At 71.7% G+C, this 13,031-nt stretch carries 11 protein-coding genes; 2 read left to right on the top strand and 9 right to left on the bottom strand.

All coding sequences use genetic code 11. From position 1 onward, the window contains the following. Positions 1-83 precede the first annotated feature (83 nt). The gene (gene pdxR, locus FHG89_RS11695) at positions 84-1,436 is read left to right on the top strand and encodes a MocR-like pyridoxine biosynthesis transcription factor PdxR (protein WP_244295367.1); all 1,353 of its coding nucleotides are present in this window, start codon (positions 84-86) and stop codon (positions 1,434-1,436) included. A gap of 44 nt (positions 1,437-1,480) precedes the next feature. Here the strand turns inward: pdxR and FHG89_RS32905 are convergent, their stop codons facing one another. The 9 genes from FHG89_RS32905 to FHG89_RS11650 all read right to left on the bottom strand — a co-directional run bounded on the left by FHG89_RS32905 (position 1,481) and on the right by FHG89_RS11650 (position 11,914). Further along, positions 1,481-1,939, bottom strand: a complete 459-nt coding sequence (locus FHG89_RS32905; RefSeq protein WP_167517393.1) for a hypothetical protein — start codon at positions 1,937-1,939, stop codon at positions 1,481-1,483. Between the two features lie 318 nt (positions 1,940-2,257). Then, complete coding sequence (locus tag FHG89_RS11685; protein WP_208760938.1) at positions 2,258-2,803, bottom strand: VanZ family protein; 546 nt, start codon at positions 2,801-2,803, stop codon at positions 2,258-2,260. Between the two features lie 187 nt (positions 2,804-2,990). Further along, positions 2,991-4,832: an alpha/beta hydrolase-fold protein gene (locus tag FHG89_RS11680; protein ID WP_167517392.1), complete on the bottom strand. Its 1,842-nt coding sequence runs from the start codon at positions 4,830-4,832 to the stop codon at positions 2,991-2,993. A 229-nt stretch (positions 4,833-5,061) separates the two neighbouring features. Next, positions 5,062-6,240 (bottom strand): MalY/PatB family protein, encoded by a 1,179-nt coding sequence (locus FHG89_RS11675; RefSeq protein WP_139584400.1) that lies wholly within the window; start codon positions 6,238-6,240, stop codon positions 5,062-5,064. Positions 6,241-6,299: 59 nt separating this feature from the next. Next, positions 6,300-8,435 (bottom strand): B12-binding domain-containing radical SAM protein, encoded by a 2,136-nt coding sequence (locus FHG89_RS11670; protein WP_167517391.1) that lies wholly within the window; start codon positions 8,433-8,435, stop codon positions 6,300-6,302. Between the two features lie 10 nt (positions 8,436-8,445). After that, entirely contained in the window at positions 8,446-9,843 is a 1,398-nt protein-coding gene (locus tag FHG89_RS11665; RefSeq protein ID WP_139584398.1) for a TfuA-like protein, read from the bottom strand. Beyond that, on the bottom strand, positions 9,836-11,002 hold the full coding sequence (locus tag FHG89_RS11660) for a YcaO-like family protein (RefSeq protein WP_139584397.1): 1,167 nt from the start codon (positions 11,000-11,002) through the stop codon (positions 9,836-9,838). Before FHG89_RS11660 ends, FHG89_RS11665 begins: the two co-directional genes overlap by 8 nt. A gap of 26 nt (positions 11,003-11,028) precedes the next feature. After that, positions 11,029-11,403 carry a hypothetical protein gene (locus tag FHG89_RS11655; RefSeq protein WP_139584396.1) on the bottom strand — a complete coding sequence of 125 codons (375 nt, stop codon included), beginning with the start codon at positions 11,401-11,403 and terminating at the stop codon, positions 11,029-11,031. Between the two features lie 148 nt (positions 11,404-11,551). Further along, the gene (locus FHG89_RS11650) at positions 11,552-11,914 is read right to left on the bottom strand and encodes a hypothetical protein (protein WP_139584395.1); all 363 of its coding nucleotides are present in this window, start codon (positions 11,912-11,914) and stop codon (positions 11,552-11,554) included. Positions 11,915-12,280: 366 nt separating this feature from the next. Between FHG89_RS11650 and FHG89_RS11645 the strand changes: the two genes are divergently transcribed. Continuing rightward, entirely contained in the window at positions 12,281-13,027 is a 747-nt protein-coding gene (locus FHG89_RS11645; protein ID WP_167517390.1) for a MerR family transcriptional regulator, read from the top strand. The last annotated feature ends 4 nt before the right edge of the window (positions 13,028-13,031 follow it).

Raw genomic sequence — 13,031 nt, 5'->3', positions numbered from 1 at the left:
ACCACTTCGACGATCCCGGAGCGGACCACTTGTCTCTGAATCTAAGTCTGTCAATAAATGGCGATTCGCGCGAAACGCTGGCAGTGCAGCTCCGTAACGCATTTCGGACGCGGATCGAGGAGGGTGTGCTGCGTCCCGGCACCCGGGTGCCGTCGAGCCGGCAGCTCGCCGCCGACCTCGGGGTGTCCCGCAGTGTGGTCGTCGAGGCGTACGGACAGTTGTGCGCCGAGGGCTACTTTGTCTCCCAGCACGGCTCGGGAACCTCCGTGGCGGCGGCGGCGCGTACCGACACCGGTTCGGCGCTCACCCCGGACGACCGCCCGCCCACGGCGGCGGTCTGGGACCTGCGCACCGGCAGCTTCCACCCCTGCACCTTCCCCCGCCAGGACTGGATCCGGGCGGTCAGCACGGTGGTCAACTCGGCCGGCCGCCGCGAGCTGGGCTACGCGCCACCGTCCGGCCTGCCGGTCGTCCGGCACACCCTCGCCGGCTACCTCGGCCGGGTACGCGGCGTCCGCACCAGGCCCGAGGACCTCATGATCACCTCGGGTTTCGCCCAGGGGCTCGCGCTGCTCTGCCACGAGCTGCGTGCCCGGGGCCACGACAGCGTCGGTGTGGAGGACCCGGGGCACCCCGGCGAGTGGGAGTTCATCGCCAACGCCGGACTGCGCCCGGTGGGCCTCCCGGTCGACCGCGACGGCATCCGGGTCGACGCCCTGGCCGCGAGCGGGGTCCGCGCCGTGCTCACCACCCCGGCCAGCCAGTTCCCCACCGGAGCCACGCTCAGCGCCGAACGCCGGGCGCACCTGGTCACCTGGGCCGAGACGGTCGACGGCTACATCATCGAGGACGACTTCGACGCCGCGTTCGTCGCCCCGACCCAGCGGATGCCGGCACTGCAGAGCCTCGCCCCGGAGCGGGTGATCTACGCCGGCAGCGCCAGCAAGGTCCTCGCCCCGGCGCTACGCCTCGGCTGGCTGGCGACCCCCGCCAACCTGACCACGCCGATCGAGCGCGTACGCGCCGGCTGGGACATCGGCTGCTCCGGCCTCGAACAGCTCGCCTTCGCCCGGCTGATCGACACCGGCACCTTCGACAGGCACCTGCGCCGCCTCGGCGCCGACCTTCAGAAACGCCGCCAGGCCGTCAACCAGTTCGTCGCCCGCCACCTGCCCGACGTCACCCCGCTCGGCGGGGACAGCGGCCTTCAGGCGTACCTGGTGCTGCCCGGGCGGTGCGCCGAAGAGGCCGTCGTGCGGGCGGCTCACCGCCGCCAGGTGCTGGTGCGCGGCGGTCGCTTCTACGCCCTGCGCGCCGACGACCGGCCGCCGGCGCTGGTCATCGGCTACGCCGGCGTACGCGGCCCGGAACTGGGCCGCGCCCTGGCCGGGCTCGCCACGGCGTACCGCGAGACGACCGGCCGCACCGGTTCGTGAACGCGGCCCACACCGGATGCCCGGCCCACCCGGTGCGGCGCCGTTCAGTCGCAGCCGAGCGTCTGCGTCGTACGCGGCCAGGCCTCCACCCGATCCGAACCCGGATACACCACGTACGCCAGGTTGTCGGCGTCGCTCGGCGCCAACCAGAGCTGCTGCCCGTCCGGGCCGGTGTAGTCGGTGGTGCGGGCGTCGGCCGGCAACTCGGCGCGCGGTGCGTAGCTGGCGCGCACCTCCGCACCGAGCTGTCCGGCGGGATCCCGGACGTACTGCCGGTTCGCCGACTCGCCGGTCTGCCCCGCCAGGGGCCACCTGACGTGCAGGAAGGGCAGGTCCTGCCATCCGCAGTGCGCCGAACCGGCGTACGACTCGACGGCCTTGTCCTGGTCCGCGCCGTTGCTCCAGTACGCGACCTCGGCGTCGCCCGGACCGCAGGCCGCGACGACGAGCGTGGCGCCGACCAGCGCGCAGAGGGGGAACCACCGGGATCTGACGTCGGACACGTGGCCCCCCTTCACCGGTGAGCTGTCAGGTCCCGGACCCGGCTTGACGGCTCCCTTGAGGACCCGGGAGACATCACCGTGCGGACGGTCACGACCATCCCCTCCCGGCGCTCCGCCTCCACCGGCGCCGGCAGCGCCTGCCCCGGGGGCGCCGCCTGCACCAGGCGGACGACCCGCTGAGCGGACTCGACATGCCCCTGCGCGACCACGCTCGCCCGGACGTAGAGCTCGTCGGCGGATGGTCGGACGGCGGTCGCTGTGCCGTGCTCGGATGATGTGCTGCCGGCGTGCCGCCAGCTTATCGGCAAATGGCACCGGTCAATAGGCTTGTCGGCGCCACCGGTGACGTGACGCCAGCGCCGCCAGTCCGGCGCCGGCGGCGTTGAGCAGCACATCATCCACAGAGGACACACGATCCAGACGCAGGACGTACTGCGCGGCCTCGACGAGGACCGAGCAGGCCGCCGCGAGCGCCAGGATTCGCGGCACCGACGCCAGGGCCGCGAACCGCTGCGGTGCGAAGTACCCCAGCGCCGCGAACACCAGCAGGTTTCCGACGACCTGGACGGTCAGCGTCAGCGGCCTTCCGTCGGAGACGATGGTGAGCAGGTCCCGCAGCGGCACCAGGCTCAACCGCCCGGTGACGGCGCCGGCCCGTTCGCCCGGCAACAGGATCATCCACACCCACGGCACCGTGCCGTAGACGATCCCGACCTCGGCCAGCGACATCCGCCAGGCCGCCGTCTCGCCGCCGGCGCTCCGACGGCGGGCCAGAGCCCACACCGCCAGCACGGCCACCGGCAGTGCGGCCACCGTGATGAGAACGACACCGGTGAACGTACCGGTCCAGTCCTGCCACCCCATGCTCACGCTGCCCCCGCCTCCGCCCGACCGCGCGCCGCGCTCGGGCTCACCCTGGCACGCGCCGTCGCCTGGTTCGACGCGAGGTCCTGTCGGTGGCGGGTGCGCACGTCGCCTCACCCACCACGGGAGGCGTGGCGCCGGCGGTGGGGTCGACGACCGCGACGTCGCCGACCCACCGCGCGTGCGGTTACCGGACCCGCACCCGCTGCACGACGGATGCGGCCGGCGCGTAGGTCGGGTCACCGGAGTAGGCGACGTGGACCGGATACGTCCCGGCGGACAGTCCGGTGGTGGGCAGTTCGACGACTGCCGCGCCGCCGGTCAGCGGCACCACCCGCGTGGTGCCGCCGACGGTGACGGCGACCTCACCGCCCACCCTCGGAGACTTCATGTGCGGGGACCGCGCCCGCACGTCGACGTGCAGCCGGACCGTGCCACCATGGACGACCGACGCGGGCGAGGCCTTCGCCTTGATCACCACTCCCGCCGTCCCCGGGGGCGTCAGGGTGACCTGGGCCGCGCTCACCTTGGCCGGGTCGACCACCGACGTCGCCACGACGGTGAGCGACGGCGCGGTCTCGGCTGCCGCCACCGAGAGCAGGCCGTCCGGGGAGATCGTCGTGGCTGCCGAGTTCCCGCCCCGGACCGACCACGCCACCGCCGGGCTCACCCCGTCGTTGGTGCTCACCTGGGCGTCGAACTGCCTGACCCAGTTCCAGCCGGTCGTCAGGCTACCGGTAGCTGGTGTCACCGACACGGCGTCGACCCCCGACCACAGGTGGTCCCGAGCGAAGATCGTGAACAACTGCCCCGCCGTCATCCCGTCGTGCGCGCCGGGGACCTGGGCCGTCGCGGCGGTGAGCCCCCGGGCCCGGAAGTTGTCGGCGATGGCGTTCTGGGCGTTGAGGTTGCCCTCGAAGACACCGTTGCCGAGGAAGACGGTGAGGTCGTCATCCCCGACCGCCTCGGCGATGGCGTCGTAGTCCTGCGCCGTGAGGGACGGGTTGCCGGAGAAGTGTCCGTAGAACGCGAACGTGGTCGGGTAGCTCCGGATGACGACGCCGCCCGTCATCCCGCCGTACGAGAAGCCCGCGTAGGCCCGCCCCTCCCGCTCGGTCGAGACGTTGTAGTTCTCCTCGATCAGGGGAAGGATCGTCTGCACCAGATTGTTGGCGGCGTTGGTCTGGTTGTAGGACGCGAAGCCGAGGCTGGTGCCCGTGAAGTGGTTTCCCATGGTGACGACCACGGTGGGTTCGATCTCACCCCTGGCCGTCATGTTGTCCAGGATGTTCGGGACGTTCGCGGGAATCATGAAATCGGTCTCGTCACCGAAGATGCCGTGGGCGAGGTACGCGACCTTGTACGGCTCCGCGCGGTTGGCGTCGTAGTTGGGCGGCAGGTAGACGCCGAGGTAGTGGCCGCTGTCGCCGAGGATCGTGGTGTAGGGGATGTAGCTAACGGTGCCGCGCTTCGCGGGGTCCCGCATCGGCAGCTCGTACGCCGCGCGTTCCTTCAGCACCGGGTCATTCTGCTTCGTGGCGTACGGCACGTACACGGCGTCGAGGACGTCGTTGTTCCTGACCCGGAACGAGGACTCCCCCGGCGGCCGTGGGTTCGTCGAGGCGGGATCCCAGATGCGCTTGTTCGCCCAACCCCGCGTCGGGTCCCAGACCCGGTACCAGTAGCTCAGACCTCCGGCGTGCAGCGGCAGCGAGACCGACCAGTTGCCCTTCGCATCCCTGGTCATGTCTCTCAGGAACTCGGTGCCTCCGGCGTGGTACCGACCCGGCTGCCATGCTTCCGGCTGGTACCGGGTGCTGCCCGTGTCGAGGTCGAGCAGAGTCAGGTCACCGGCGAGACGGACCTGCGTGGCCTGGGGATTGTGGTAGACGAACGTGACGGTGTAACCGGTCGGCGAATGGCGATCCGCCATGACCGTCGCGCCCGGCCCGACCGGGGGCTTGGCCAGGGCCGCGGCTGGCGCGGCCACGGCGGCGCCGAGTGAGATGAACGCGAGCAACGAGATCACACGCCCGAGTCGGCGTCCTGCGATCGTTTTCCTCATCCGAGCACGCTCCTCTGCGGTCTCTTTCCTTGTGGCTTCGTTCGGAGTTCGTGGTCGTGTATGGACACCGGAGACGGGGGAACCTCCGCACGTCCGACCCGAAGGGCCACCAGGGTGCTAAATCGAATTAGCTGAGGAAGTGTGGCGGCTGGCGTCCATCGATGTCAAGGGTGGTGGGAGGTCGTCCGCCAGCTCAGACGACGGCGGCGGCCATCCGGCGTACCGCCTCGGTGATCAACTCCGGCGCGGTGGCCAGATTCAGCCGGACGTGACCGTCACCGCCGGTGCCGAAGGCCGAACCAGAGTTGAGCGCCACCCGGCCACGGTCGAGGAACACGGCGGCGGGATCGTCGCCGAGGCCCAGGGCGCGGCAGTCGAGCCAGGCCAGATAGGTGGCCTGGCCGGGGTGGTACCCGACGGCCGGCAGGTGCTCGGCGAGCAGCGCGGCCAGCAGCCGACGGTTGTCGTCCAGGCCGGTCAACACGGCGTCGAGCCACTCTCCGCCGTCGCAAAAGGCCGCCGTGTGGGCGATGACGCCGAGATGGCTGGTGCTCACACTGGCCTCGAACGGAACGCGGGCGAGATCCCCGGCCGCGGCCGGGCCGGCGATGAGGAGCCCACCGCGCAGGCCTGCCAGGTTCCATCCCTTGGAGGCGGACATCAGCGACAGGCCGTTCTCCGCGCCGGGCACCGAGAGGTACGGCGTGAAGCGCGCTCCCCCGGCCACCACCGGAGCGTGGATCTCGTCGGCGACCACCCGCACCCCGTGCCGCCCGGCCAGATCGGCGACGGCCGCCAACTCGTCGGCGGTGTGGATGACACCTGTCGGGTTGTGCGGGCTGCACAGCAGGTACGCCGCGGGGCGGCCACCCGTGCGCGCCCGCCGGAAAACCTCCTCCAGTGCGTCCAGGTCGATCCGCAGGTCCTCGCCGAGCGGCGCCTCCACGATCCGACGGCCGGCGTGCGCCACGAACTCGTAGAACGGCGGGTAGACCGGGCAGTTGACGACCACCGCGTCGCCCGGCCCCGTGACCAGCCGCAGCGCCTCGACGACGCCGTGCATCACGTCGGGCACCAGCGCGGTGCGCTCCACGGCCAGCCCGTCCCACCCCCACCGCCGCCGGGCGAACTCCGCAAGCGCCCGCGGGTACGCCGTACCGGCGGTGTAGCCGGTGTCGCCGCGCGCGACGGCGTCGGTGATCGCGCGGGCGACCGGCTCGGCCAGCGGCACGTCCATCTCCGCCACCCAGAGCGGCAGCACGTCGTCGGGGTACTCCCGCCACTTGAGGCTCGTCCGTTGACGGAGCTGGTCGAGCGTGAGCTGGCGAAGGGGATTGATCGCGTCTCGGGCACCGCTGAGCACACCACTCATGGCTGAAGCCTATTGCGCGCAGCACCGGCCCGCGCGGCACCTGGTGCCGCGCCCGACGCTCACGTCACCACCGGCGCGGCCGGGGCCGAGAGCCGATGCCGGCGGATCAGCCGCTGCGCGATGAAGGTCCGCCAGACCCGCTCGGCCACCGCCGGTTCGACGATCCAGAGCCGACGCTGCGCCTCGGCGAGGGTGAGCGGCGCGGTGAAGAGATCCAGGAACAGCCGGCTGCTGCGGTTGAGCGCGTAGACCTGACCGTCGGAGCGGCGGAACAGGTGCCGATCGGCCGGCAGGTCGCCGGGGGCGCCGTCCTGCTCGTCCGACCGGATCCGCCGGTACGCGTCCCACACCTGCTCGTCGTCGCGGTCCACGAAGGAGCCGTTGGCGAGGAACTCGGTCGCGTCGTCGGTGTCCTGCCGGACCCGGTCGTGGGCGAGTACGCCGCGCACCGCCGTGCCGTAGCGGTCGTGGTAGAAGAACGTGTGCGGGGTGTCGGTGCTGCCCAGCCACGGACGATGGAAGTGCCCCGGGTTGAGGTCGGCCTTGGCCTGGGCGACCTCGGCCTGCGCCCCCTCGGTCACCGGCTCGTCGTACCGGAGCATCCGGACGATGTCCGAACCCTCCACCGGCCGCACGTTTGTGATGCCGAACCGCTCCGGCTCCTTGGCGACGATGGCGCCCGGGGTCAGCATGAAGTCGCCGAGCCCACCGAGGGTCCACAGATCCGGGTTGTCCCGCAGGAAGGTGATGCTGTCCAGCGCCTCCTCGCGGGTCTCGGTGGGGAAACCGGTGAAGCCCATCATCTGCACACCGATGTTGGCCTTGGTCATCGCGGTCATGGTGCGCCGTACCTGCTCCGGCTTGGTGCCCTTGTCGATCAGGTCGAGGATGCGCTGGTTGCCGGACTCGAAGCCGACCGAGATGGCCACGCAGCCGCTGCGCCGCAGCAGCTCGCAGCGCTCGTCCGACCAGTACTTCTCCAGCCGGATCTCCGCGCCCCAGCGGAAGTCGAGGCCCTGCTCGACGGCCCGCTCGGCGAAGCGAAGGATGGTCGCGGGAGCGAGCACGTCCACCGAGAAGTAGATGAACTTGGCGAACTTCGACAGCTCGGTGACGTCCGCGATCATCGTGTCCACCGTGTCCTGCCGCCAGGGGCTGGTGGGACCGTCGGTGTTCAGACCGTAGTCGCAGAACGTGCACTTGTTCCAGTAGCAGCCCCGGGTCGGCGAGTAGTAGACGAAGCGCTCCGGGCTGAGGTAGAGGTCCCAGGGCAGGCCGGAGAAGTCCGGCACCGGCACCTGCGCCAGGCGCTCGTAGCGCAGCGGCAGGTGGCGCTGGCGGCCGTACTTCGGATGCAGGCGGACGTTGGGGTGCCCGGCCGGCAGGGTGCCGTCCTCCACCGCGTCCAGGATCTCCGTGTACGCGCTCTCCCCCTCCCCGACCACTATCGCGTCGAAGTCGGCAAGCACCTGGAAGACGTACTCGGGTCTGCTGGCGCACTTCCAGACGTCGGAGATCTCCGTGCCACCCGCCACGAGGAAGACGTCCGGGCAGGCCCGCCGGACGAGTCGGGCGATCCAGAGCGCGAACGGAAGCTGCCACTGGTAGGTCGCGCTGATGCCGATCACCTGGTTCCCGCCGGCGGCAAGCCGCGGGATCAGCACATCCTCGTAGTACGGCTGGAAGGGCCGGTTGAGCCGGCCGAGCACCGCCTCGTCGGTCAGCGCGGCCACCGAGCCGATCGAGACCATCGGCGGCGGATGCAGCCGGAAGCCGGCGCGGAACTGCCCGGGGAACCCGACCGTGCCGAGCGCGTCCATCCAGGAGATCACGCCCTCGACGGCGTCCTGGTAGTGCCGGTAGTCGTAGAACAGGGTCGGATCCTGCAACACCCCGATCGACCGGCGCAGCCGATCCGGATCGGGCTCGGGCAGGCCGAGCCGGTTCGCCCGGGCCATCAGCGCGTCCGGGCCGTTGAGGTCGTCGATCGAGAGCCGGGACAGCTCCCGCCGCAGCCACTCGTACGCCGACGGGGTGTGGGAGTGGTGGAACGCCTCGATGTTGGCGTCGATGATCTCCGCCGGTCGGTGCCCCTGCGCCCGCGCGTACGAGTCGAGGTAGTTCAGGGAGTGGTATCCCGAGGTGGGATCGGTAAGCGGAGGGTAGATCAGTGTCGCCTTGACGGTGCCGCTCATCGTCGCCTCCTCAGCCGACCCGGGCCGCGGAACCGGCCAGGGTGTCCTCCTGCGCGCGCTGTGCCACCGCCGGCAGGCGCGGGGCGCCGAACGCCTTGACATATGCCACAAGCGGTTCGGCGGCGTACCGGAACGCCGCCAGGTCGACGAAGCCGCGGTCCCACGCCGCCGCCTCCAGAGCGCCGGCGTCGCAGCCCCAGAGCCGGGCGAAGCACGCGTCGACGACCTCGGTGCGGAAGTGGAGCCGACCCCCCGGGCGGCGGTGCCCCGTCGTGCGCGGGACGACTGTGTCGTTCAGCGACGCCGCGGTCGCCGCGACCTGCCGCGCCGCGTCGAGCAGAGCGGGGGTACGCAGCGGCGCCGCGACCATCCACAGCGCCAGGCTGCGGTACGGCGTGGTGCCGAAGGCCCGCACCAGCATCCGCAGCACCGCCTCGCGGTCGTCGAGCCCTCGTTCCCGGTCGGTCAGCCAGTCCCACCCGCTCGGCGGCGCCCCGGTCAGCCCACGTCCGTGGGCCACCTCGTGGGCGCGCTCCTCGACCGCCGGGTCGGCGATGTCGTCCCCGGCCAGCCCGGCCAGCACTGCCCGCCGGTGCCAGGCCACCGACTCGGGGTGCAGCAGCATCAGCACCGCGGCGGCCTCCCGGTCGCTGACCCGGTGCCCGCCGACCGACTCGCCGGCGAACCGCGACCGCCAACTGTCCAGGAAGCGGGTGTGCAGGTTGTCGATCGGCTGGTCGCCGTCGTGCGCGGGGCACAGCTCGGGCGCGTTCCCGGCCGCCATCGACAGCAGCAGCCGCGCGTCGGCGCCCTTGGCGTCCCACGGGTTCCGCCGGTGCCAGGTCAGGAACCGGTCGACCGCGTCCGCCGCCCCGGGTGGCGCGGTCCGTTCCAGCGCGCGGTACGACCGCTGCCTGAAGGGCAGGTCCCGGCCGATCTCCAGCAGCAGCGCGGCCTCGGCGTCGTCGAGCACGCCGGCGGCGACGGCGCGGCGCAGCGCGACCCGGACGTTCACCAGCGGCTCGCTCAACGTGCGGTGGCCCGCCTCGGCGGGTCCGTGCACCACCGCCACCTCGTCGTCGCCGGTGACGACGCCGTCGCGGTAGAGCTGGAACACCTCACCCACACCGCGCATCCCGAACGGCCACAGCTCGGCGGCGCGCAGCGCGCCCATGCTGGCGGCGCCGGCCACTGTCACCCCACGGTCGAGCAGGTCGAGGATCTCCCGGTGGCGGACCGGCGGGCGTTGCAGGAAGAACCCGTCGATGACGAGGACCCGGTCGCCGGGGGCGACGTCGAGGCGGAGCAGGTCGCCGTGCGCGACGGGTGGCAGCACCACCGCGTCGGGGAGCAGCCGACCGACCTCGTCGGCCGGCAGGCTCGGACCGATGAAGACGACGTCAGTCACGGGGCACTCCTGGTCGGGTACTCAGGGCCCGCTCGTCGAACATCCGCAGGCCGGGGGCGAACACCTTGCTCACCGCGATGCCGATGTCGTCGTGCGTCAGATCGACGCTGAACGGCTCGACGCCGGTGATCCGCTGCACCCGCGACGCCAGCTCACGCAGCACCTGGGTCACGTCCCCCTCCGGTGGCGGGTCCCGGCGGACCGGCTCCAGGGGCCGGTCGACGGTGGGCGGCGGCACCGGCGGCGCGCCGACGTCGTGGTAGGCGGTGGCGTCGATGTCGTCCCGGGCGCCGGAGACCATGACCAGCCGCGACTGGGCGGCCTCCGACATGGCCCGTCCGACGGCGATCTGCGGGTCCACGTGGCAGCCGAAGCCGCCGAAGGTGACCGGCAGGTCCGGGGACCAGATCGAGGCGGCGTAGCAGGGCACGCCCACCGCGTTGGTGATGTCGCAGACCTCCACCCAGCAGCCGGCCCGCACCAGCGCGTCGTGGATGGTGCGGGTCATCGCGTTGGTGGCGGTGCCCGGGTCGGTGTAGGTGCGCTCGGCCAACGCCGAGGTGCAGTACGGCGCGATGCAGTCCCGTTCGACGACCTCCAGCAGGGCGTGCAGGCTGGCCTCGGCGAAGGTGTTTCCGGTGGCCAGCCCGTTGCTGCTGGCGGTGAACAGGGCGCGGTCCCAGCCCCGCCGAACGGTGAAGTCGAGTTCGATTGTGGCGCGGGGCACCAGGCACGGCGCACCGGTCACCAGCCCACGACCGGCCACCCAGTCGAGCTCGACGGCGGAGGTCAGGGGCGAGCGTTCCGCCAGGTGCAGCCACCGGACGTCGTACGGCAGGTCGAGCGCCTCGGCCGGGGACCGGGTGACGGTCCCCGGCCGGAGGTTCTCGGCGTGCCAGGACTCGATGCTCTCCATCACGGCGCTGACCCGGGACTGCGTCGCCGTGGCGCCGGTGCCGACGCTCACCGCCATGGTGGCTCCGACCGGCCGGTAGGCGACGTGCACCGGTAGGCCGATCTCGTCGAGGCGGGTGATGTCGGCGACCCGGGTGATCCGGAACCGGTCGAGCATGCCGCCGACCCGTTCCCAGGTCTGCTCCACGGTGGCCGTCCGGTAGGTGCCGGATCGGAACGCGATGGTCTCGGTCGTGTCAGTCATCGAGGCTCCCGGCGGGGGTGGGGAACTCAGACGATGAGGACGGCGATGATGTTGACGTTGTTGTCGGCCGCCGCGGCCACGCCACCGGCGACCGTCTCCAGCTCGGCCTCGGTCAGCTCGTTGAGGTCGACCAGCGGCACCTCGGGCACGTGCAGCACGTGCCGGCCGGGCGTGCCGGCCCAGTCGGAGACGATCTGCTCCTTGGTGTAGAGCGTGGCGGGCTGCGCGCGGTCGACCTCGACCGTGGCGCCGGGGGCGACCGGCAGACCGGCAGCCGTCGCGTAACCGGTCGGGTCGGCGAGGAGGCGCTGGAGTTCCTCGTCGCTGCGCCACACGGCGGTGACGAGTTCCGAGTACTTGGTCACGAACCTCGCGCCATATTCCTGGTCGTCGTTGCTCATCGTTCGGTCCTTTCCTCGGGATCACTGCGGGACGGGCGGGTCGATTTCTGTGGGGAGAACGTAAAAAGATCGAGGTTCGACAATCAAGGATTTCCTCTGACTGCCATCAGAATCTGCCGTACGGGCCGGCGGGCGGCAGACATCGGTGTCACGTGCAGCAGCACGGGCAGCAGCAGGCGCAGCTGGAGTCCAGGCCGGCGACGACGCTGTCCAGTTCGTCCTCGGCCAGCTCCGCCTGGGCCACCGGCAGCAGCGACGGCACGAAGAGCGCGAAGGCGCCGGCGCTTTCCGCCCGCTCCCACGACTCGACCTGCACCTCAAGGTCGGGGTCGGCGTCGGCGACGTCCCGGACCACCCTCACCTGCACGTCCTCGGGAAGGTGAAGTCCGTAGCCGGCCAGGAACGCGCGCGGATCCTCCTCGAGCGCCCGCTCCTTGACCGGGTCGGCCCAGACGTCGGCGACCAGCCGGCTGTACGCGGCCACGAAGACCGCGCGATCGACAGGTGTCATCCCCTGCTCCCTTCGATGATCGGCCGCCGGCGGCGACGCCGGGGCGGGCGACAGGCAGCGCGGGAGGTTCCGGGCCACCGGTTCGGCTTCATCGTGGGCCACCGGCCGACCCGGCCCGACCGTCGAGCGGGAATTTCATCGAATGTGGCCGCGAAAAGGTCGCGCTGCGGCGAAAGCCGGGTAATTGGGAATCAGCGGCGTACGGCGAATCGCGATTCTAATGATGGTGGCCACTGTGGACAAGTAGTAATTCCTCGCCTGTCATACGCCGGTGCCCGCACATACGCTGCGATCGTCGGACCGCCCACCGTGACAGCGGTTCGACGGGGTACCAGGTTCCGTCACCGAGTGCTGCCGGAGGCCACCGTGACCATCGACGAGGTGACGACGACGCCCGGCGGCCCGGTCGGGTACAGCGTGGAGGAACTCGCCCGCAAGGTCGGGATGTCGCCGCGCAACATCCGCGCCCACCAGGCCCGGCGGCTGCTGCCCCCGCCGGTGCGGCGTGGCCGGGCGGCGCTCTACGACGACTCCCACGTCCGCCGGCTGGACGCGATCCTCGCCCTGCAACGGCAGGGCTTCAACCTGGTCTCCATCGAGGCGATGCTCGGGGTCCGGGCCGGTGACGAGGCGCCCGACGGGCTGACCGCGCTGCTGCAACGCCTGACCGCCGACCGTCCCGCGCTGGCCCACGCGCTGACCCGGCACGGCGTGATCGGGCGCGCCGCCGACGGCACCGTGCGCACCGTCCGGCCCCGTCCGCTGCGCGCCGCCCTGGACCTGCACCGGGTACGGGTGGGCACGGTGCCGGCGTTGCAGACCCTCAGCGAGGTGCTGGACAGCCTCCGGCCGATGGCCGACGAGCTGGTCGCCGCCGTCACCGCCCGGCTGCTCGCCCTCGCCCCGGAGCTGGTACGCAGTGACGCCCGCTCGTCCTTCGCCGACCTCGACCGGGAGACCCTGCTGCTGACCCAGGGTGTGGTCAGCGTGCTCACCGAGGCGTTCCGGCTCGCCGTGGAGAACCAGGCCGAGACGCACGTCGCGGAGCTGCTGGAGAACCACCTCGACGCGGACGTGTGCCTGGAGGACGGCATCGCCATCGACAACGGCTGACCGG

The sequence above is a fragment of the Micromonospora orduensis genome, from assembly GCF_006228125.1.
Lineage (GTDB): Bacteria > Actinomycetota > Actinomycetes > Mycobacteriales > Micromonosporaceae > Micromonospora > Micromonospora orduensis.
The sequence above is the reverse complement of the archived record's forward strand: the minus strand, read 5'-3'. Positions and strand labels throughout refer to the sequence as shown.